The organism is Rhizobium leucaenae USDA 9039 (assembly GCF_000426285.1).
Taxonomy (GTDB): Bacteria; Pseudomonadota; Alphaproteobacteria; order Rhizobiales; family Rhizobiaceae; genus Rhizobium; species Rhizobium leucaenae.
Genome location: NZ_AUFB01000014.1, coordinates 96,856 through 118,314 on the forward strand (window position 1 = coordinate 96,856; position 21,459 = coordinate 118,314).

The 21,459-nt window shown below is 60.2% G+C and carries 21 protein-coding genes and 1 tRNA gene; 16 read left to right on the top strand and 6 right to left on the bottom strand.

Annotated elements, in window-relative coordinates:
• Positions 1-52 precede the first annotated feature (52 nt).
• The 3 genes from araG (at position 53) to K290_RS0120735 (ending at position 3,296) form a co-directional block, all read left to right on the top strand.
• Complete coding sequence (gene araG / locus K290_RS0120725; RefSeq protein ID WP_028753651.1) at positions 53-1,558, top strand: L-arabinose ABC transporter ATP-binding protein AraG; 1,506 nt, start codon at positions 53-55, stop codon at positions 1,556-1,558.
• A 130-nt stretch (positions 1,559-1,688) separates the two neighbouring features.
• Positions 1,689-2,654: an L-arabinose ABC transporter permease AraH gene (gene araH, locus K290_RS0120730; RefSeq protein ID WP_037135879.1), complete on the top strand. Its 966-nt coding sequence runs from the start codon at positions 1,689-1,691 to the stop codon at positions 2,652-2,654.
• Positions 2,655-2,864: 210 nt separating this feature from the next.
• The gene (locus K290_RS0120735) at positions 2,865-3,296 is read left to right on the top strand and encodes an OsmC family protein (protein ID WP_028753653.1); all 432 of its coding nucleotides are present in this window, start codon (positions 2,865-2,867) and stop codon (positions 3,294-3,296) included.
• Positions 3,297-3,426: 130 nt separating this feature from the next.
• Here K290_RS0120735 and K290_RS0120740 read toward each other — a convergent pair whose 3' ends face one another.
• On the bottom strand, positions 3,427-4,005 hold the full coding sequence (locus K290_RS0120740; protein ID WP_028753654.1) for a flavodoxin family protein: 579 nt from the start codon (positions 4,003-4,005) through the stop codon (positions 3,427-3,429).
• Between the two features lie 176 nt (positions 4,006-4,181).
• Positions 4,182-4,532, bottom strand: a complete 351-nt coding sequence (locus K290_RS0120745) for a DoxX family protein (RefSeq protein ID WP_037135881.1) — start codon at positions 4,530-4,532, stop codon at positions 4,182-4,184.
• A 152-nt stretch (positions 4,533-4,684) separates the two neighbouring features.
• On the opposite strand from K290_RS0120745, the gene K290_RS0120750 reads away from it, so the two are divergent.
• The 5 genes from K290_RS0120750 to K290_RS0120770 all read left to right on the top strand — a co-directional run bounded on the left by K290_RS0120750 (position 4,685) and on the right by K290_RS0120770 (position 11,122).
• Complete coding sequence (locus K290_RS0120750; RefSeq protein WP_028753656.1) at positions 4,685-5,257, top strand: TetR/AcrR family transcriptional regulator; 573 nt, start codon at positions 4,685-4,687, stop codon at positions 5,255-5,257.
• A 248-nt stretch (positions 5,258-5,505) separates the two neighbouring features.
• Positions 5,506-5,985, top strand: coding sequence for a hypothetical protein (locus K290_RS0120755; RefSeq protein ID WP_028753657.1), 480 nt, complete (start codon positions 5,506-5,508; stop codon positions 5,983-5,985).
• A 131-nt stretch (positions 5,986-6,116) separates the two neighbouring features.
• Positions 6,117-6,725 (top strand): TetR/AcrR family transcriptional regulator, encoded by a 609-nt coding sequence (locus K290_RS0120760; RefSeq protein ID WP_028753658.1) that lies wholly within the window; start codon positions 6,117-6,119, stop codon positions 6,723-6,725.
• 75 nt (positions 6,726-6,800) lie between these two features.
• Positions 6,801-7,952, top strand: coding sequence for an efflux RND transporter periplasmic adaptor subunit (locus K290_RS0120765; RefSeq protein WP_028753659.1), 1,152 nt, complete (start codon positions 6,801-6,803; stop codon positions 7,950-7,952).
• 20 nt (positions 7,953-7,972) lie between these two features.
• The gene (locus K290_RS0120770) at positions 7,973-11,122 is read left to right on the top strand and encodes an efflux RND transporter permease subunit (RefSeq protein ID WP_028753660.1); all 3,150 of its coding nucleotides are present in this window, start codon (positions 7,973-7,975) and stop codon (positions 11,120-11,122) included.
• Between the two features lie 56 nt (positions 11,123-11,178).
• Here the strand turns inward: K290_RS0120770 and K290_RS34655 are convergent, their stop codons facing one another.
• The 3 genes from K290_RS34655 to K290_RS0120785 form a co-directional block, all read right to left on the bottom strand.
• Positions 11,179-11,988 (bottom strand): metallophosphoesterase family protein, encoded by an 810-nt coding sequence (locus K290_RS34655; RefSeq protein WP_081670373.1) that lies wholly within the window; start codon positions 11,986-11,988, stop codon positions 11,179-11,181.
• Between the two features lie 383 nt (positions 11,989-12,371).
• Positions 12,372-13,388 (bottom strand): 4-hydroxythreonine-4-phosphate dehydrogenase PdxA, encoded by a 1,017-nt coding sequence (gene pdxA, locus K290_RS0120780; protein WP_028753661.1) that lies wholly within the window; start codon positions 13,386-13,388, stop codon positions 12,372-12,374.
• Positions 13,385-14,581 carry a four-carbon acid sugar kinase family protein gene (locus K290_RS0120785; RefSeq protein ID WP_028753662.1) on the bottom strand — a complete coding sequence of 399 codons (1,197 nt, stop codon included), beginning with the start codon at positions 14,579-14,581 and terminating at the stop codon, positions 13,385-13,387. Before K290_RS0120785 ends, pdxA begins: the two co-directional genes overlap by 4 nt.
• Before the next feature lie 245 nt (positions 14,582-14,826).
• Between K290_RS0120785 and K290_RS0120790 the strand changes: the two genes are divergently transcribed.
• Entirely contained in the window at positions 14,827-15,174 is a 348-nt protein-coding gene (locus K290_RS0120790) for a CAP-Gly domain-containing protein (RefSeq protein ID WP_028753663.1), read from the top strand.
• 258 nt (positions 15,175-15,432) lie between these two features.
• Positions 15,433-16,272 (top strand): DUF2971 domain-containing protein, encoded by an 840-nt coding sequence (locus K290_RS0120795; RefSeq protein WP_028753664.1) that lies wholly within the window; start codon positions 15,433-15,435, stop codon positions 16,270-16,272.
• Between the two features lie 246 nt (positions 16,273-16,518).
• On the opposite strand, the gene K290_RS0120800 is transcribed toward K290_RS0120795, so the two are convergent.
• Positions 16,519-16,593: transfer RNA gene (locus K290_RS0120800), tRNA-Thr, on the bottom strand.
• A gap of 154 nt (positions 16,594-16,747) precedes the next feature.
• On the opposite strand from K290_RS0120800, the gene K290_RS0120805 reads away from it, so the two are divergent.
• From K290_RS0120805 to K290_RS0120830, 6 genes are all read left to right on the top strand, one after another.
• Complete coding sequence (locus tag K290_RS0120805) at positions 16,748-17,020, top strand: hypothetical protein (protein WP_028753665.1); 273 nt, start codon at positions 16,748-16,750, stop codon at positions 17,018-17,020.
• Positions 17,021-17,158: 138 nt separating this feature from the next.
• Positions 17,159-18,451, top strand: coding sequence for a UDP-N-acetylglucosamine 1-carboxyvinyltransferase (murA, locus tag K290_RS0120810; RefSeq protein ID WP_028753666.1), 1,293 nt, complete (start codon positions 17,159-17,161; stop codon positions 18,449-18,451).
• Positions 18,452-18,582: 131 nt separating this feature from the next.
• A complete protein-coding gene (locus tag K290_RS0120815) occupies positions 18,583-19,023 on the top strand; it encodes a DUF2948 family protein (RefSeq protein ID WP_028753667.1) in 441 nt (146 codons plus the stop codon).
• A gap of 61 nt (positions 19,024-19,084) precedes the next feature.
• Complete coding sequence (gene hisD / locus K290_RS0120820) at positions 19,085-20,383, top strand: histidinol dehydrogenase (RefSeq protein WP_028753668.1); 1,299 nt, start codon at positions 19,085-19,087, stop codon at positions 20,381-20,383.
• 3 nt (positions 20,384-20,386) lie between these two features.
• Complete coding sequence (locus K290_RS0120825) at positions 20,387-20,860, top strand: UPF0262 family protein (RefSeq protein ID WP_028753669.1); 474 nt, start codon at positions 20,387-20,389, stop codon at positions 20,858-20,860.
• A 5-nt stretch (positions 20,861-20,865) separates the two neighbouring features.
• Entirely contained in the window at positions 20,866-21,333 is a 468-nt protein-coding gene (locus K290_RS0120830) for an arsenate-mycothiol transferase ArsC (protein WP_028753670.1), read from the top strand.
• Positions 21,334-21,459: the final 126 nt, after the last annotated feature.

Below are 21,459 nucleotides of genomic sequence, written 5' to 3' on the forward strand. Positions count from 1 at the left end.
TCACGGCCCGGTGGCAACCTTGCCTCCGGGTCCTTTTAGCAGCGAGAGAAACATGGCCTTTCTCGAATTCAACGGCATTTCCAAGAGCTATCCCGGCGTTCAGGCGCTGTCGAACATCACTTTCCCGGTCGTCAAGGGCGCGGTTCATGGGCTGATGGGCGAAAACGGCGCCGGCAAGTCGACGCTGATCCGCATCCTTTCCGGCGACGAGGCGGCGGATGCGGGCACGATCACCATCGACGGTGAAGAGCAGCATTATCATTCGGTGCGGGATGCCTTTCACGCCGGCGTCACCGTCATCCACCAGGAACTGCAACTGGTGCCGGAACTGACGGTCGCCGAAAACCTTTGGCTTGGCCGCTTTCCGGCCAAGGCCGGCATCATCAACGGCAAGACGCTCATCGACACCGTGGGGGCCAAGCTTCGGGAGATCGGCATCGATGTCGATCCGGCGGCAAAGGTGTCGTCGCTGTCGATCGGCGCGCGGCAGATGGTGGAAATCGCCAAGGCCGTCATGGTCGATGCCCGCGTCATCGCTTTGGACGAGCCGACCTCGTCGCTGTCGTCGCGCGAGAGCGAAATCCTGTTTTCCCTGATCGAGCGGCTGAAATCGAACGGCACCGTCATTCTTTACGTCTCGCACCGGCTCGACGAGATTTTCCGGCTCTGCGACAGCCTGACGGTTTTACGCGACGGCAAGCTCGCGGCACACCATCCAGACATCAAGCAGGTAACGCGCGAGCAGATCATTGCCGAAATGGTCGGCCGAGAGATCAGCAATATCTGGGGTTGGCGTGAGCGGCCGCTCGGGCCTGTGCGGCTGGAGGTCAAAGGGCTTTCCGGGTCGAGACTCCCGACGCCGATCAATTTCTCCGTCCGCGGGGGCGAAATTCTTGGTTTCTTCGGCCTGATCGGCGCCGGCCGCAGCGAGATGGCGCGGCTGTTGTTCGGCGCGGATCATCGTCACCAGGGCATGGTCGCCATCGATGGGGTCACGGTCGCTCCGAACAATCCCAAGGCGGCGATCCATGCCGGCATGGTGCTCTGCCCGGAAGACCGCAAGCTCGATGGCATCATTCAGGGCCGCTCGATACAGGAGAATATCGCCATTTCCTCGCGGCGGCATTTCTCGCCGTTCGGCCTATTGAACCCGCGCAAGGAAGCGGCCCTTGCCGACCAATTCATCGCCAGGCTGCGGGTGCGCACGCCGTCGCGCAAGCAGGACATCATCAATCTCTCCGGCGGCAACCAGCAGAAGGTCATTCTCGGCCGCTGGCTGTCCGAACAGGGTGTCAAGGTGCTGGTCATCGACGAGCCGACGCGCGGCATCGATGTCGGAGCAAAATCGGAAATCTATGAAATCCTCTATGAGCTGGCGGCCGGCGGCATGGCGATCGTCGTCATCTCCAGCGAGCTGCCGGAGGTCATGGGCATTTCCGACCGGATCATAGTGATGTGCGGCGGCAAGGTCGCCGCCGATGTGGCGCGGGCGAATTTCAACGAGCACCAAATTCTGACCGCCGCACTGCCGGACAAAAACGCCGCTAGAGCCGGATGATTTCAGGTCGAATCGACCTGAAATCTGAATCCGTCTCTAAATCAAAAAGTTAGAGCGGGATGTCGCCCGAAAACCGCACACACTTTTCGGCATCCCGCTCCAGCGCATTCTGAGTAGGGAAATCGCGACGATGTCTTCCTTGAAGTCTTCTTTAAAAAAAATCCTCCTCGGCGAACAGGGCCTCGTCGTCATCTTCGCGGTGGCCTTCGTCATCGTATCGCTGACGGTCCCGAATTTCCTGACCGAGCGGAACATGATCGGCCTGCTGCAATCAGTGGTCACGATTGGCATCGTTGCCTGCACCATGATGTTCTGCCTGGCTTCGCGCGATTTCGATCTTTCCGTCGGCTCGACCGTCGCCTTCTGCGGCATGATCGCGGTCATGGCCTCGAATGTCACCGGCTCCATCATTCTCGGCCTGCTGGCGGCGCTCGTCTGTGGTGCGATCGTCGGCCTGGTCAACGGTGTGCTCATCGCCAAGGTCCGCATCAATGCGCTGATTGCAACGCTTGCCACCATGCAGATCGTCCGCGGCCTGGCGCTCATCGCCTCGGACGGCCGCGCCGTCGGCATCAACGACCCGAATTTCTATCAACTGGCGCTTTCGACCTTTCTCGGCATTCCGACGCCGATCTGGATCATGGTGATCCTGTTCATCCTGTTCGGCTTCGTGCTCAATCGCACCACCTTCGGCAAGAACACGCTGGCGATCGGCGGTAATCCCGAGGCTTCGCGGCTGGCCGGCGTCAACGTCGCCACGATGCGAATCTGGATATTCACGCTGCAGGGCTTCATCTGCGCCATCGCCGGCATCCTCCTGTCGTCGCGCATCACCTCCGGTCAACCGAACGCGGCAATCGGACTGGAGCTGCTGGTCATTTCGGCCTGCGTGCTCGGCGGCGTCTCACTCGCAGGCGGTCGGGCTTCGATGAGCGGCGTCATTGTCGGCGTACTGATCATGGGCATCGCGCAGAACGTCATGAATCTCCTGAATATTCCGGCGTTTTATCAGTATCTCGTCCTCGGCTCGATCCTGCTGATCGCCGTGACGCTGGACAATATCCGCTCGGCTGCTGCAGGGCGAAGGAGGGGATAGCGAAAGAGTTGGCACGTTAATTGTTACGGTGCTGTCGTCTTCGGCGGATAGAGCATTATATTGCCGGTCGAGGCAGCTCTCGAGTATCCGGCTTTCAAGCGACTATGCGTTCAAATGGACGCAGGGCGCTCTGGCGCTGCTTCTCATCGGCCATTGCGGGAAGGGCAAGGGGCTCTCTCCCGATGTTCAATCAACGACAAGGAGGACGGCATGCAGATCAATCGTACAGGTTCGGCCCAGTGGTCCGGCGGTCTGAAGGACGGCAAGGGTCAGATCTCGACCCAAAGCGGCGCGCTCAATCACTATCCCTATGGTTTTGCCAGCCGCTTCGAAGGCGTTCCCGGCACAAATCCGGAAGAGCTGATCGGTGCGGCCCATGCCGGCTGCTTCACCATGGCTTTGTCGCTGATCCTCAATGAGGCCGGTTTTACCGCCGAAAGCATGGAAACGACAGCCAAGGTCACGCTCGAAAGCGTCGAAGGCGGTTTTGCTATTTCCGCCATCCACCTGACGCTGACCGGTAAAGTTCCCGGCGCCGACGAAGCCAAGTTCACCGAACTCGCCAATAAGGCCAAGGCCGGGTGCCCGGTCTCCAAGGCGCTCGCTTCCGTTCCGATCTCTTTGGAAGTGCGCACCGCTTAAGCGGTCTCTTTCGATGAAGAGCGCCGTGCCGATGGTGCGGCGCCCTTCATTTGCAAGTCTACAGCATTCAGTAGCAAGAGCCTCCAAACTCTTGGTCCGCTTCGCGCGGACTTCGCAAAGATACTGACGATCAGGCGGCCTGAGCCGATGCGAGCCGCTGCGCAACTCGTGCTACGCGCTCGCCGTAAGCGCGGGCAGTTTCCAGGTCGCCGATCGACATTTCGCTCGGGGCTGCGTCGGCATCGCTTTGCGCCATTGGCGCGATGTACGATCCCATCCTGTTTGCATCGTCGCGCTTGGAAGCTTTTATGTTTGCTGGCTTCACCCCCAGACTGACCCACAGACCTCCGTGCTGTCCCGCCAGAAGAACGAAGTATTTGAGGGTGTTGAGTTTGTCGCCGTTCAAACTGGCGCTGTTGGTGAAGCCGCCGAAGACCTTATCCTGCCATTTGTTGGTGAACCAAGCCTTCGAGGACGTGTCCGCGAACTTCTTAAATTGCCAGCTCGGACCACCCATGTAGGTTGGCGATCCGAAGATGATAGCGTCGGCGGCGTCCAACGCGACCCATCCGTCATCGGAGAGGTTGCCATCCGCATCGATGGTGCAAAGTACTCCGCCCGCACCCTCCGCTATGGCTTCCGCCATCCGCTGGGTGTGGCCGTAGCCGGAATGATAGACGACGACTGTGCTTGCTGTACGATTTGACATTGGGGGTTGGCCTCCTTCTGGCCATTGCTTTGCGCTGTCCGGAAGCGAGTTCGCTCCGACTGATGTCTTCTTCTAGGTGAGTTGATGACGGGGGCACCCGACGGCCTGGCGAGGGAGATCTTCCGGCCAGTTACGTGTAGGTTCTCATTTGGATGGCATTGTTTGCCGCGAGATATTCAGATTTGGCCGCTGACACTCGCCAGTACCAGCAGCAACAGGAACATGAGAGGTGGCGGGAGCTCTCGATAGTTCCGGATACGGACAATGGCAGCGATCGCGGCGAGCATAATGCAGGCGCCCAACGTGACCCCGATATATCGGGTGCCGGCTGTAACCAAAAGCACCCCAGTCACGAGCTCAAAGGCGGCCGTGACCCAGCACCACCAGAAAGGAAATCCGAGTCGCATGAAGCCCGCGCGGATTTTCGGATGTCCACTCGCGTTGACGATAGCGCCGACGAGAAACGCCCCGGCGGCGAGCCATATGAGGACGGTATCGAGTGATGCCGTGCCTGCGAAAATTTCCATTGGAAGTCTCCTTGATATCCTCGTCGATCGTGAATTTGACGCATGAAGTTTCTATAACGATGATAATTAATCTAGCATCGCTAGTTTGTCAATCGACGTTCCTTTTGCTAATTTTAACATCAGGAAAACGCGCATGAAGATTGAGGCACAGGGTGGGTATTAGCGAACGCAAGACTCGAGAACGGGGCGAACGTGAACGCAGGATCGTCGTCGCTGCGAGGACGATCGCGGAACGTGACGGCTGGGCTTCCGTCACGATCCGGCGTCTTGCCGAGGAGATAGAATACAGTCAGCCAGTTCTCTACTCGCATTTCGAAAATCGCGATCAGATCGTCGGAGCCGTCGCGCTCGAAGGCTTCGGCGAATTGGCTGCGATGCTCCGCGCCGCGATCCGGCCATCGTCCACGTCAAAGGAGCGAGTGGAAGACGTCGCAGCCGCCTATCTCGATTTCGCTTTCGCTCGCCCTGCGATGTACGAGGCGATGTTCGTCCTGCCGACTGGTCTCCGCTTCGCCAGATCCGACACGCCAGCCCAGCTTCGCGATGGTTTCGGAGCTATGGCGACGGTGATCGCGCCGTTCTCCAAGGATGTCGATACCGCTACCGAAACTTTCTGGGCGGCACTTCACGGTCTCGCTGAGCTTGAACGTCACGGCAGGATAAGGCCCGCTTTCCGGGCTCAACGTATCACGCTCATCATGCAGATGGTGTCGGGTCAACTCTGAGCGCGGGATACCGCCTAAGTGGCTGGAAAAATGCGAGATAAGGCAAGAGCTTGAGCCCTCGGAGCTTGGCCGCTTCGCGCCGAAAACAATCGTTGGTGGCATCTGCCACACTGTCGTGCAAGTCTGCGCTTTAGCGCCGCCGCACGAGCCGGCCAATTCGCGCATATTCCGCCGTAAACGTACAATCCGGCATTTACCCACTGCATTATCTTTTCCGCGAAAATGCATTGCGCAGAGGGGATTGCCGCATGTCCGGACTTACGTTGATTCACGTCATTATCAGCCTGATCGCCATCGTTGCCGGTGTCATCGTCGCAGAAGGATTGATTTCGGTGAAGCGCCATGAGCGCTCGACACTCGTCTATATGGTCACCATTCTGCTCACGAGCTTGACCGGTTTTCTCTTCCCCTTCAACGGGATCACGCCGGGCATTGTGTTCGGCATCATCACTGTCCTGCTTTTCATTCCGACGGCGATCGCGCGCTTCAAGTCGCAGATGACCGGTGTCTGGCGGCTCGTGTTCATCGTCGGCAGTCTGCTGATGCTCTACCTCAACTGTGTCGTGCTGGTCGTTCAGTCCTTCCAGAAAATTCCGTTGCTTAACGCACTGGCCCCAACAGGAAACGAACCGCCGATCCTGGCCGTCCAGACTGTATTGCTGGTTACCTTCCTGATCGTCGGCTTCCTTAGTGTCCGCCGCTTTCGGCCGTCGCTTCTGCGTATCTGATCACTGAAGACTGAACCGCTGGCAATTTTCCACCGCCTTGCTTCGCGAGGCGGTTTGTTGACATTTGCGCTTTGATGAATTACGACTGACGAAAATTGAAAATCGTCACTCGTAAATTCGGAAGCAACCCAATGCTCGATCTTTCTGCGGCCAACGCTGATCCTGCGCGTCAGGAAAACGTAACGCGGATCCTCGATTCCGCCGAGAAGTTGTTTCGCCACTACGGCTACAGCAAGACGACGGTCGCCGACGTCGCCCGCGATCTCGGCATGTCGACCGCGAATATCTACCGCTTCTTCGCGTCTAAGACGGAAATCCACCAGGCTATCTGCGGCCGCATGCTCGCGCAGAGCTACAAGCTGGCTTACGACATCCGTCATCAGCCGATCAGCGCTTCCGAGCGGCTGCGTGCTTATACCCTTGCCCAACACAAGATGACGCTCGAGACGATGCTCGACGAACAGAAGGTGCATGAGATGGTGGTCGTTGCCATCGAGCGCGATTGGCATGTCATCGAAAAACACCTCGACCGTATCCACGACCTTATGGCTGAAATCATTGCCGAAGGCATCGCCGCCGGTGAATTTGTCGAACAGGATCCAGTCGCTGCCTCTAAATGCTTCGGCGCGGCAACGGTTATTTTGTGCCATCCACAAATGGTCGCGCAATGTCTTTCCAAGACGAATCGGGCCGAGCCCGACGACCTCATTGAATTTGCTATCAGAGCGTTAAAGAAATAGCAGTACGCGCGTTGGATGATCCTGCGCGCCTTTGCATTGCCATTTGACTAAAGCCGTTTGATCAAGGAGAGCGACATGGTTTCGCTGATGACCACCACTATAAGATCCGTTACCGGCGCCGCATTCCTTGCCGCCATTGCGCTCGCGCTTTCGGGCTGCAATGAGAAGAAAGAGGAAGTTGCGGAAGTGATCCGGCCGGTGAAGGTGGTCGAGATCGCCAAGGCGGATACGACGCGCAAGCTCGACTACTCCGGCTCGGTCAGAGCGCGGACGGATATGAATCTCGGCTTCCGGGTCAATGGCAAGATCGTCGAGCGCAAAGTGGATATCGGCGAGAAGGTCAAGCCTGGCGACGTGCTCGCCCGCATCGATTCTACCGACTACGTTCTGGCCGTGCGCCGCTCGCAGGCCGATCTCGACGCGGCCGAGAAGCAGGTGCAGACCACGGAGCTTGCCCGCAATCGCGCCCAGCAGCTCTTCGACAAGAACGTCGCGCCGAAATCGCAGCTCGAACAGGCCGAGCTTTCTTATGACCAGGCCGTGTCGACGCGGGATTCCGCCGTGTCGGCGCTGGCGGAAGCGAAGAACCAGGTTGCTTATACCGATCTGACCTCGGACATGAACGGCATCGTCACGACCATCAATGCCGATGTCGGGCAGGTGGTCGGCTCCGGCACGCCTGTCATCACCGTCGCCGTCGATGGCGAGAAGGAAGTGCAGATCGCCGTTCCGGAAATGGATATTGCGCAATTCAAGGTCGGCAAGGACGTCAAGGCGCGCTTCTGGTCCGACGATGCGCTGGTGATGGATGGCAAGGTACGTGAGGTATCGGGAAGTGCCGACGCGCAGTCGCGCACCTTTGCGGTCCGCGTCAGCCTGCCGAACGATCCGCGCGTGCTGCTCGGCATGACGGCGACGGTCGAAGCCCAGGCCGACAATACCCAGCCCTACGTCGCCATTCCGCTGAGCGCGCTTGCTGAGAAGGATGGTCAGCAGATCGTCTGGCTGGTCGATCGGAGTGCCGGCACCGTGCATGCCCGCAGCGTCAAGGTTGCCGATTTTGCCGATGACGGCGTGCGCGTCGCCGATGGCCTCAAGGCTGGCGATGTCGTCGTTGCCGCCGGTACGCAGTTCATGACCGAGAATATGAAGGTGAAGGTGCCGAATGCGCAGCAGGCTTCGGCAGAGACAACTGGCAGCGCCGCGGCTGCCGATATCGTGCGCTAAACCGATCGAGGGGCGGGACAATGACTACGAACAGCACCTCCGACGAGAAGAAGCGTTTCAATCTGTCGCGATGGGCAATCGCCCATCCGAGCATCGCGCGCTTCCTATTTGCGTTGATTATCATCGCCGGCGCGTTCGGGCTCACGCATATGGGCCAGAAGGAAGATCCGGATTTCACATTCCGCGTCATGGTCGTGCAGACCATCTGGCCTGGCGCCTCGCTGCAGGACATGGAAGACCAGGTGGTCAACAAGATCGAGCGCAAGCTGCAGGAAACGCCGCATCTCGATTGGGTCAAATCCTATACCCGCGCCGGCTTTGCCATCACTACCGTTCAGATCAAGGGCGATACCAACACCGAACAGGTGAAGGATGCCTTCTATCAGGTGCGCAAGAAGGTCGGCGACATCGCCAATACGCTGCCGGCCGGCCTGCAGGGTCCCTATTTCAACGATGAGTTCGGCGATACTTTCATCACCCTGCATTCGATCAGTGGCGACGGCTATAGCTATCCTGAGTTGAAGAAATTCGCCATCCAGGCCCGCGACATGCTGCTTTCGACGCCAGGCGTCGAGAAGGCCGTGATCATCGGCGACCAGCCCGAGCAGATCTATATCGATGTTTCTTCCAAGGTGCTGGCCGAGCGCGGCCTGACGCTGACCGCCCTGCAGAACGCCATCGTCGGCCAGAACAAGGTCGATCCAGCCGGCTCCGTCGACACCAGCACGCGCTCCGTGCGGATCTCGGTCGAGGGTGACGTCAACAAGATCGAGGATATCAAGAATCTCCGGCTGACCGCCGGCGGCCAGGTAACGCGTCTCGGCGACATCGCGACGGTCAGCGCCGGGCTGCAGGATCCTTACACGGCCAAGTTCCTTTACAATGGTCACGAAAGTGTCCAGCTCGGCGTCGTCATGGCCAATGGCAACAAGGTGACCGACGTCGGCAAGGCGGTGGAAGAGACCTACAAGCGTTTCGAGGCGTCGCTGCCGGTCGGCGTGCAGGTCGATCAGATCTCCAACCAGCCGGAAGTGGTGACCGACGCGATCAGCGAGTTCATGCATGCGCTCGGCGAAGCGCTGGTGATCGTGCTGATCGTTTCCTTCCTGTCGATCGGCTGGCGCTCCGGCCTGGTGATCGCTATCGCCATTCCGCTGGTATTGGCGGCGACCTTCGCCATCATGTACGAGCTCGGCATCGACCTGCAGCGCATCTCGCTCGGCGCCCTCATCATTGCGCTCGGCCTCCTGGTCGACGATGCGATGATCGTGGTGGAGCTGATGGAGCGCAAGCTGGAGGAAGGGCTGGTCAAGCTCGATGCGGCGAGCTTCGCCTATTCCTCGACCGCCTTTCCGATGCTCACCGGCACGCTGATCACGACGGCGGGCTTCATCCCGGTCGGCTTCGCGGCATCGACGGCCGGCGAATATGTCCGCACGCTTTTCTATGTCGTCGGTATCGCGCTGGTGATTTCCTGGTTCGTGGCGGTCTACTTCACGCCTTGGCTCGGCTACATGATCCTGAAGCAGCGCCATCATGCCGGTGAGCACCACGACGTTTTCGACACGCGTTTTTACCGCCGCCTGCGGTCATCGGTGAGCTGGGCAGTTCGCCATCGCGTCATCGTGCTGCTTCTCACCCTTACGACTTTCGTCGGCAGCCTGTGGTCCTTCCAGTTCATTCCGCAGAATTTCTTCCCGCAGTCTTCGCGTCCGGAAATTCTGGTTGATCTCTGGCTGCCCGAAGGCACCAGCATCAAGGAAGTCGAACGGCAGGCGCAGACGTTGCAAGCCCGCATGGCCGATGATCCCGACAAGCGGTTTATTGCGACCTATGTCGGCCAGGGCGCCCCGCGCTTCTTCCTGCCGCTCGACCAACAGCTCACCAACCCGAACTATGCCCAGTTGCTGGTCATGGCCAAGGACGAGCCGGCGCGCGAGCGGCTGATCGTCAAGCTGCGCAGCATGCTTGCCGCCGACTTCCCCTCCGTCCGCGCCAAGGTCGACCGCCTGTTCCTGGGTCCGCCGACCGGCTGGCCGGTGCAACTGCGCGTCATGGGTCCGGACCGGCAGGAGGTTCGCCATATCGCCGATCAGGTAAAACAACGCTTCATGCAGAACCCGCTGCTCGGCGCTATCCATGACGACTGGCTGGAGCCGGTGCCCGCCATGAAGCTGGTGATCGATCAGGACCGCGCCCGCGCACTCGGCGTCACTTCGCAGCGCATCCGACAGATGCTGCAGGCCTCGATGTCCGGCGTCACCCTCGACAATTATCGCGAGGGTGAGGAGACCGTGGGCATCATCGCGCGGGAGCCGGAGGCCAGCCGTCACCTGCTGACGTCGGTCAACTCCATCTATATTCCGACCGACTCCGGCGGTTTCGTACCGCTGTCGCAGGTCGCAAAGGTCGAACCCGTGATGGAGCAGAGCATCGAGTGGCGCCGCGACCGTCTGCCGACCATCACCGTGCGGGCGACCTTGCCCGACAACGTGCAGTCGAATGACGTCACCGCCAAACTCTACAACGACATGGCCGATCTTCGGAACAGCCTGCCGGCGGGCTATAAGATCGAGATCCAGGGCGGTGCCGAAGACAGCGCCGAAAGCCAGGCCTCGATCGCTGCCAAGGCGCCGATCATGCTGGTCGTCATCGTTGTGCTGCTGATGGCGCAGCTCCAGCATTTCGGCAAGGCAATGCTGGTGCTTGCCACCGGTCCGCTCGGCATCATCGGTGCGGCCGGTGCCCTCTTGATCAGTGGCGCACCGTTCGGCTTCGTGGCTATCCTCGGCGTCATCGCGCTGCTCGGCATCATCATCCGCAACTCGATTATCCTCGTCGACCAGATCGACCAGGATATCGCGGCGGGCATGGACCGGAAGGAGGCGATCATCGGCTCGGCCGTCCGCCGTTTCCGGCCGATCATGCTGACGGCGTTGACGGCGGTGCTGGCGCTGATCCCGATCTCGCGCGGCGTTTTCTGGGGCCCGCTTGCCTACGCCATGATGGGCGGCATCCTGGTTGCCACAGTGCTGACGATCTTCGTGCTGCCGGCCGGCTACGCACTCTTCTTCGGCCGCGAGCCGAAGAAGAAGGGAGAGCCGCCAGTCGAGGAACAGCAGAACAACGACGAAATGCATCATTTGCCACCGGCTATGGCAGCGGAATAAAAAGCGCGGGCAAAGCGTGAAAGGGGTCTCGGCCTGTGCCGAGGCCCTTTTTGTTTTCAGCGGTGTCGTTCGTAGGTCTGCGTCAGGATCGTGTACTCGCCCCCCGCGATCTTGAGAACTGTCAGGCTTCCACCCATGGCGGCGGCGGTGTCGATACCGATGCGACGATTGCCAAAGACGGGCTGCGAAACCGGCGTATGGCCATGGACCACCAGCATCGGCAGTTGCGGGCCTTCGGAGAGGAAGGGGTCGCGGATCCAGATCAGGTCCTCGTCGGTCTGCTGGTCGAGCGGTATGGCAGGCCGGATGCCGGCATGGACGAAGAGGAGGGGGCCGAAGGTGATGGCAATCGGCAGGGAGCGCAGCAGTTCAATATGCGCCGGCGGGATGGCCTTCAGCACGGTTTCGCAGAGTTCTTCGATGCTCCTGCCTTCTTCGAGCAGCAGATATTCCGCGTCGACGCCATAGGAGGCGAGCGTCTGCAGGGCGCCGAACTCGAGCCAATGGCTGTTGGCGCGCGGATCCTCCAGGAATTTCAGGAAGACATCATCGTGATTGCCGCAAAGGATGTAGCGGTCAAAGCCCGCAGGCGGCGGCTCGCATAGATGTTGCAGCACCTCGTTCGATCGCGGACCACGATCGACATAGTCGCCGAGGAACATCAGGAGTTTGCGGCCGGGACTCGTGCCGGCATCCGCGACGACGCACCTTTCCGCTTCCATCAAAGCGTCGTAGCAGCCATGGATGTCGCTCAGCGCATAGATGGCCGTGTAGCCTTCCGCTGTCAGATCGATGCGGGCTCGCGGCTCCGTGGGTTTCGCCGCTCTCCTGCCGAAAAGTTGATCGATGAGTCCGGTCATGGACATCCGCATACCGCCTGTACAACGGCATAATCTTTTGAAAATATTTCAAGAAACCCGCTTTTGGCGAGCCTATATCGGACGGTATTCCAAGCATCGACTTGTCGCAAGTCTTAGGGGCACCGGCATTGGTCTGAACCGATGAAATTACAGGGAATTTCAGCATCGTCTTCGGGAGATTGCTTGCTTGGCGCAGCCTCCCGAATGGTTAAGATGTTCAGCCGCGATAGACGGCTTCGAGGCCGGCGATATCGAATTTGATCAACGCCGGCGCGTTACGGAAATTTTCTCGAACTCATGCCGGCTGCTATACCAGGCGGCCGCCACCATCGATGTGCAATACCTCTCCCGTGACTCTTTGGCGAGACACCGGTGGTGCCTTGAGAGTTCTAGCGCCCGGCCGCGAGTCTTTCGGCGAACTCGATCGCCTCGATCAGGCTGCGCTCATTGGCGATGCCCTTGCCGGCGATGTCGAAGGCGGTGCCATGGTCGACGGAGGTGCGGACGATTGGGAGGCCGAGGGTGATGTTGACGCCGGAGAGGTCCATCCACTTGCCCGTTGCCGGATCGATTTCGAAGCCGAGCAGCTTGACGGGGATATGCCCTTGATCGTGATACATGGCGACGACGGCGTCATATTGGCCGGCGCGCAGCTTGACGAAGACGGTGTCGCCGGGGACAGGGCCGATGATATCGAGACCGTCTTCGACCGCCTTGGCGATCGTTGGTGCGGAAATGTCGATATCCTGCCGGCCGAAGAGGCCGCCTTCACCGGCATGCGGATTGAGCGCTGCGACCGCAATCTTCGGTCTGGCGATGCCGAGGCGCTGGAGCGCCTTGTCGGTCAAGTCGATGACGAGGCGCAGCCGCTCCGGCGTCAGGCGCTTCGGCACATCCTCCAGCGCGACATGGGTGGTGACGTGGCTGACGCGCATGTTGCCATGAGCGAGCATCATGACCGAGCCGCGGGCGCCTGTGAGTTCGGCGAGCAGTTCGGTATGGCCGGCATAGTGGAAGCCGGCCTTGTTCAGCGCTTCCTTGTTGAGCGGCGCAGTGACGATGCCGCCGACCTTTCCGGTCATGGCGAGCTGAACGCCCTTCTCGATCGCCTTGAAAGCCATGCGGCCGCCATCGGCGGAAAGCCGGCCAGGCTGGATCGGCTCTCCCTCCGCATCGGCCTGAATGAAGCAGAGGTTCGGCCAGTCGCCGTCCATCCGCGCCTCAGGGATTTCGATGTCGAGGCCGAGCTGCCGTTCGGCGAGCCGCAGGGCCGGGCCGCTGCCGATGATTGTAAGTTTAAGCTTACCTTCGGCAAGCCTGTCCTTCAAGCGGGCGGCGGCCTTGACGATGATTTCCGGGCCGATGCCGGCGGGATCGCCCATGGTGATCGCCAGGTGCCGCGTCATGGTTCTTCTCCTCCGGCAATCAGTGCGTTTTCACTTAGGAGATCGCGCCACAGGGTAGGGCCTCCAAATGCGCCGGACTTGGAGATCACCGTCGTGCCTTGCCAGGGGCCGCCGACCATGGTGGAGCGGGGCAGGCCGGGTGCAGCCTGGCCGGTGAGGCTGAGGGCTGCGACATCGAGTGCCGCGCAAAGATTTCGCAACGTTTCGCCGCCGGCGACAATCAATGTGGCCGGCGCCGGCAGAGCCTTGGCGATGCGGCCGAAGCTCGCCGCAATGCGCTTTGCCGCATCGTCGCGTTCGAGCCCTGCCGGCAGATCGAGGCTGACCATGGCAACGCCGCTTTGCTGGATTTGTCTGTCGACGGCTTCGGCGTCCGCGCCTTCCGAAAGCTTCAGCCAATTGGGGCCGCAGGCCTGGAGCTGCGCCAGCGTGATCGGCTGATCCGAGCCGAACAGGCCAAGCACCGGCCTTTGCAGCCTGCGCGAGACGGGAACCACGGGCCGCAACGGCCGCCCTTCGCCCGCATCTTTTGCGGGATGAGAGCCATGATGCGTCGCCAAATCGATATTGCGCGCCAGGGCTCGCGCCAGTCCGCCGGTGCCGCTCCAAAGGACCGGTCCCTGTAGCTCAGAGGAGACCCATGCGATGACGGCGTCGAGATCCTCATCCGAATGGGCATCGAAAACATGGATGCCATCCGGAATGGGTGTTCCGGCATCGACATGGTGGTGACTGAGGACCGTGTTGAAGGCCGGCAGGCCCTCCGCTCTCAGTTGAGCGACGAGATCGCCGCTGATATCGCGCCACGCGTCCTTACCGGCAAACAGCACCTGCCGGCCGCCCCGCGTGTGCCGGCCGTGATGCGGAAAGGCCGGCGCCAGGATGCAATGCCGCCAGTGGCCGAGCCGAAAGCAAGCCGCAAGCTCCGCCGCCCAAGGCCCGCGAAACAGGCTATCCACCTTCTTGAAGGCAAGATCGGCCCCCTCCAACACCGGCGCGATGCTGCCGACGATGTCAGCCGCTTCGGCTGCCGATTTTTCGCGGGTGCCGCTATCGATGGCAAGGCAATCCGGCAGGCTTGCCGGAAGCGCATCTTCCCGCTGCACCTCGATCGGCCCATAGACGCCGACGAATTCAACCGCCGTGTCGAGCGCGCCGGTCAGATCATCAGCGATGAGGCGGAGGGTGGGCATGAACTTAAGAAGCCTTCAGAGGGCCTTGCGGGTATCGGATATGGACATGGAAGCCAGGCCTTACGGCTGTTCGGACAGCACGCAGTCTTCAGCCTTCCACCAGGGCTTGTCAACGGGTTGCTTTGTCACCGTATCATTGATCCGGGCCGCGACATCGGCCGCGTTTACTTGGTTGCGCATGTGCGGCTATGCTTGTGCATCGACGATGGGGCCTGAGTTGTTCCCATCGCCTCAAGGAGAACAGAGTGAGCTACGATTTCCATGTGGGCCAGAAGGTCGTCTGCATCAATGACACGTTCAAGCATGTCAGCATCGACCAATTGATCCGCAAGGGAACGATCTACACGATCCGCTGGGTCGGCGAATACACGCATTATGTCGACGGCACCTTCATCGGCGTGAAGCTTGAAGAGATCCACCGCGGCAACGACGACGGCCCCGAAGGCTACGGCGCCGCCGACATGCCCTACCGCGCCACCCGCTTCCGCCCGCTGGTGGAGGACAAGATTGCGTCGCTCAGAAAGCTGCTGGCGCCGACGCCGGATGCTCCGGTGGAGAAGGGGAAGAAGGTTAGGAAGACGGAGAAGGTTTGAGGGGGTAGGCGACGGCAGACAGCGCTATAGTCCCGATACCTGGCGACTCGCGTCTGAGTGTCGCTACCGCTTCGTTGTGACGAATAATCCGACAAAGCAGTGTCGAAGGCAGAATAGGCCTTCACGTCAGCAGTTCTAAGTAGCATCAAATTGACGTAGACCGCCCTTAGCACAAATTGCCGTTGAGGGAAAAAGGCATATTCACTTTCAATTAAACCGAGCATAAGTTTTGCGAGAGTTCTATTTGACGCGTGACCTATGGCCTATTACGAATATCGACCATCATCTACCTTGTTTCATTATTGTTCGGCAGCTGGGTTTGAAGGCATTACTGCCAACGGATCAATCTGGTTATCCGACCTTCAGTTCGCAAACGATCCGAGAGAGCTACAACTCGTCCAGATTGTGGATCGAGTGATGATGGAGCTTATCCGAGAGGAAAAGTCGAGCGAGGTTCGCACAGCGTATGCGCGCATGAAAGTGCAGCTCAAGACTCTAAGAGAGCGGTTATGGATGTATTCATTCAGTTTATCATTAAAAGACGATCGACTGCCCATGTGGCAGGAATACACCGACCGGGGCAGAGGCTTTTGTATAGGGTTCAGGCCCACCGCATTTGATGACATGTCATTGCGAGTGCAACGTGTAAGATATGTAAAGCCGGAGCGGCTAAGCACTCTGCATGCCGCTATAGCCGAGATCGCAGCGCCGCTTGTTGGTCGCAAGGATGATTTCATAGAATTGATAGGACCAGTGACCGCTTTGTTAAGCTTGGTAACGGCAACGAAGGACGATACTTGGGGACATGAGGATGAAGTCCGACTAATCTTCTCAAGCATGTCTCGCCCATCGTTGGATGGCAAAGTGAATATCCCCGTAGCTATGCTACGCGACGGCACCGAGATTTCCGCAAAAGATCCTTTGTTTCGTATTCGAAATGATATTCAAGTGCCATACTTTAATATGAAGTTTGGACGGTACCGATCTGAGCAATGGCATCCCAGCGGTGCGATTGCGAGTGTGCTTATCGGACCAACAACCCTCGATCAGTTGACGATGTTTCTGACGAATTGTGCTCAAAGGGATATCGGGATGTGACCGTCACGCGGTCTCGCTGCTCGTTTAGACCGTGACCCCAAGCATTCCGGTCAAGCTCTGACTCGCCCTCGGCGGGCTACCAAAAGTGCTAAAAAGCCGAACTAGATTGATAAGGCGAATGCGTGGGCCAAAATTAGGAATGATAGCCCACGGCAAGGGATACGCTAATGCAACGTTTACGCGGCCGAGCGAAATATTTGCTGCCACGGATGTGTTCTGGACCTTTGGTGAACTGATCAGGAAAACTGGTGCTGCTAGAGAGATTTGAACTCTCGGCCTCTCCCTTACCAAGGGAGTGCTCTACCCCTGAGCTATAGCAGCAAACCGTGGCGCGTTGGGTGCGCCGTATTGGGCGAGGCGGCTATTGCCATAGCTGAGAGGTAAGTGCAAGCCGCAAATTTCAAGTTCGGTGAAAGATCGCTGGAAAAATTAGGTCGGTCTTTTGAAGGCTGGGGATTTCGGCTATGGGAAGGGGATGTGTGCGGATAAGACGAAAACTGGTGATGAGCAGCGCTTGCAAGGCGGTTTGACGGCCGGCGAGGCGGGGGAAGGTGCGGGCGCGAAGGTGAATATCGAGGCGGAGCGGCGCCGCGAGCGGGCGGCTCAGAAGCTGCGGGAAAATCTTGCCCGCCGCAAACAGCAGGTTCGGGCGCGCCGCGCAGGCCAGGCGGACGAGACGGATGGGCTTCCCGCTGCAAATTCCACCGATGCGAAAGATACCGCCGCAAAAATGGACGAATCGTCATGATTTGATGTTGGCCATCATCAAACAGCATCAAACGAATTGAAGCCTTAAACTATTTCGTCTAAACAGCGCTTTCTCCCCATACGCGTAGAATTTCGCGCACGGAACTTCAGGAAAGGCGGGCCTCGCCCGTAGTCATATATGGATCGTATCAGGATTGTCGGCGGCAACGAGCTCAACGGTATCATTCCGATCTCCGGCGCCAAGAATGCAGCTCTGCCTCTGATGATCGCCTCGCTGCTCACCAGCGATACGCTGACGCTCGAAAACGTGCCGCATCTCGCCGATGTCGAGCTTCTGATGCGCATCCTCGGCAATCATGGCGTCGATGTCGCCGTCAACGGCCGGCGCGAGCGCCAGGAAGACGGCTATTCCCGCACCATCCATTTCACCTGCCGCACCATTGCCGACACCACCGCGCCCTATGAGCTGGTCGCCAAGATGCGCGCCAGCTTCTGGGTCATCGGGCCGCTGCTTGCCCGCGAAGGCCAGGCGCGCGTGTCGCTGCCGGGCGGCTGCGCGATCGGCACGCGTCCGGTCGATCTTTTCATCGATGGCCTGACGGCGCTCGGCGCCACCATGGAAATCGATGGCGGCTATATCAACGCGACCGCGCCGAAGGGCGGCTTGATCGGTGCGCGCTATGTCTTCCCGAAGGTTTCGGTCGGCGCGACGCATGTGATGATGATGGCGGCAACGCTCGCCCGCGGCACGACGGTCATCGGCAATGCGGCCCGCGAGCCGGAAGTCGTCGATCTTGCCAATTGCCTCATTGCCATGGGCGCCAAGATTTCCGGCGCCGGCACCAGCACGATCACAATCGAAGGCGTCACCTCGCTTTCCGGCGCGCGCCATCGCGTCCTGCCGGATCGTATCGAGACCGGCACCTATGCCATGGCCGTCGCCATGGCCGGCGGCGATGTCCGTCTGGAAAACACCGACATGGCGCTGCTCGACACGGCGCTGGAAAGCCTGCGCCGCGCCGGCGCCGATATTTCGGCGACCGACACCGGCATCCGCGTCCGGCGCAACGGCGTCGGCATCAAGCCGGTCGATATCGTCACCGATCCCTTCCCGGGTTTCCCGACCGATCTGCAGGCGCAGTTCATGGCGCTGATGACCCGCTCGACGGGCACCTCGCACATTACCGAGACGATCTTCGAAAACCGCTTCATGCATGTGCAGGAGCTCGCCCGCCTCGGCGCGAAGATCTCGCTCTCCGGCCAGACCGCCAAGATCGAAGGCGTCGAGCGGCTGAAGGGTGCGCCGGTCATGGCGACCGATCTGCGCGCCTCCGTCTCGCTGGTCATCGCCGGCCTTGCCGCCGAAGGCGAAACGCTGGTCTCGCGCATCTATCATCTCGATCGCGGCTTCGAGCGTCTCGAAGACAAGCTGACGCGCTGCGGCGCCGTCGTCGAGCGCATCAGCGACTAATTCCGGTCGTTCATGAGAAGACACGGGAGAAGCCCGCTTTCTCCGGTTGCGTCTTGCCCGCCCGCATCCTATTTCCATCACGGGGGAAATGCCGGTATCGGCATTTCCGTGGCGATCGGGGATATCAGCGAATGACCAATCTCAAGCTAATGGCACTCGACAACGAAGACCTAGGCGTGATCTCCGCGCATATGCAGGACAGTGTCTTCAAGATTGGCGACACGTCCTATGCGCCGCGGCTCGGGCAGTTTTCCATTGCCGCCAACCGTTTCGTCTGGGAATTGTCGGATCAAAAGGACAAACCGTTCGAGCGGCATCGCTCGGCGCTGGTGTTCAAGCGTGTGCTGGCGGTGCGCTCCAATGGCGTCGATCGGCGCCAGCGCGATGAGGTTCTGTCGCTGCTCGCCATCCGCTTCGATCCGAAGGGCGAAGGGCCGGACGGCACGATCGAGCTGACGCTCGCCGGCAAGGCGACGATCGCGCTCGATGTCGAATGTATCGAAGTTCAGCTTGCAGATATTGGCGGCGCGTGGGAAACGGCTAGCAAGCCCAGTCATCCGGACGAGGCCTAGCAGCCGGACGACGAATGAGTTTCGGTCGCTTGCGACCGCCCGAGTAAAAGGATTATCAGCGTTGGCTATCTGGCTGGATCAGGCGTCGAAAGGTTTCGAGCAGCAGTTTGCCGCTTTTCTGACGACCAAGCGGGAAGTGTCCGAGGATGTGAACGCCGTCGTCCGTGCGATCATCGATGATGTGCGGGCGCGCGGCGACGCGGCTCTCGCCGATTATTCCAGGAAATTCGAGGGCATCGATTTCGCCACGACGCCGATGCGCGTCAGCGAAGCGGAGATCGATGCGGCTGTTGCCGCCGTCCCTGCCGAAGTGCTGGGTGCGCTCAAGGTCGCCGCCACCCGCATCGAATTGCATCATCGCCGGCAATTGCCGAAGGACGATATCTATGAGGACGATCTCGGGGTCGGTCTCGGCTCGCGCTGGACGGCGATCGAAGCCGTCGGTCTCTATGTGCCCGGCGGCACGGCGAGCTATCCGAGCTCGGTGCTGATGAATGCCGTGCCGGCGAAGGTCGCCGGTGTCGATCGTGTCGTCATTGCCGTTCCGACCATGAAGGGTGCAGTCAATCCGGCAGTTCTGGCCGCGGCCCGCATGGCCGGCGTCGAGGAGATCTACCGTGTCGGCGGGGCGCAGGCGATCGCCGCGCTTGCCTACGGCACCGAGACGATTGCGCCGGTTGCCAAGATCACCGGTCCCGGCAACGCCTATGTCGCCGCCGCCAAGCGGCAGGTTTTCGGCACTGTCGGCATCGACATGATCGCGGGTCCTTCGGAAGTGCTCGTCATCGCCGACAAGCACAATGATCCGGACTGGCTCGCCGCCGATCTCCTGGCGCAAGCGGAGCATGACGAGGGCGCCCAGTCGATCCTGATTACGGACGATGCCGCATTCGGTAAGGCCGTGGAAGGCGCCGTCGAGCGTCAGCTCAAGCAACTCAGCCGATCACAGACGGCGACGGCAAGCTGGCGGGATTTCGGGGCCATCATCCTGGTTCCCGACCTGAAGCAGGCCATTCCGCTCGCCAATCGCATCGCCGCCGAACATGTCGAGCTCGCCGTCGACGATCCGGACGCGCTGCTTGCCGGCATTCGCAATGCCGGCGCGATCTTCGTCGGCCGTCATACGCCGGAAGTGATCGGCGATTATGTTGGCGGCTCCAACCATGTGCTGCCGACGGCCCGCTCCGCGCGCTTCTCGTCCGGGCTCTCGGTGCTGGATTTCGTCAAGCGCACCTCGATCCTGAGGCTCGGTCCCGAGCAGTTGCGCACGCTTGGACCGGCGGCAATCGCGCTCGCCAATTCCGAAGGGCTCGATGCCCATGCGCGGTCCGTTGCGATCCGCCTCAATCTCGAAGGGTAGGGCATGACTGACAGCGTCTTCCGGCTGAGCGACGTGGTCCTGGACGACACGATCGGCCGTTCGACGCCTGACGTCGAACACGAGCGCGCCGTCGCCATTTTCGATCTGATCGAGGAAAACAGCTTCGAGCCCGTCGGCCATGGCGGCGGCCCTTACAGGCTGAACCTGTCTCTGGTCGACCAGAAGCTGGTCTTCGATATTCGCATGGAAACGGGGGGCGTCGTCGCCACCCATATCCTGTCGCTGACGCCGTTCCGCCGGATCGTGAAGGACTATTTCATGATCTGCGAAAGCTATTATGAGGCCATCCGCTCGGCCACCCCCAGCCGCATCGAGGCGATCGACATGGGCCGCCGCGGCATTCACAATGAAGGCTCGCGGACGCTGATGGACCGGCTGAAGGGCAAGATCATCGTGGATTTCGACACGGCCCGGCGGCTTTTCACACTCGTCTGCGTGCTCTACTGGCGCGGGTAACGGCGATGGAACAGCCGAAGGCTATCGAACATAACGGAAAGCCGCCGGGCGCCATTCTCTTCATGTGCGGGCTCAACACCATCCGCTCCCCCATGGCCGAGGCGATCGCGCGCGGAATGCTGCCGCAGGGCACCTATGTCGCCTCGGCGGGTGTCCGCGCCGGTGAGCGCAATCCGTTTGTGGATGTCGTCCTCGACGAAATCGGCCTCTCGCTCGGGCGGCGGCAGCCGCAGACGCTGGAAGAGCTGGAGGATGATTTTTTTGATATCATCATCACGCTTTCTCCCGAAGCGCATCATGCGGCGCTGGAACTGACGCGCTCCAATGCCATCGACGTCATCTATTGGCCGACCATCGATCCCTCGGTCGCGGGCGGCACGCGCGAGCAGATTCTCAATGCCTATCGCGAGGTGAGAGACCATCTTCTCGGCCTGATCGAAAGCCGGCTGGTCGAGCACCGCGGCTCTCTTTAGAGTACCGCGTTAAACAAATGCAGAAAGCCTTATCAACGAGGTTCACAAAACCGCGGCGATTGTGTAGTTTCCGCGCAAATTTCCGGCGGCCTTACTTTTTGTCATGGGCGCCGGCATCAACCCTAC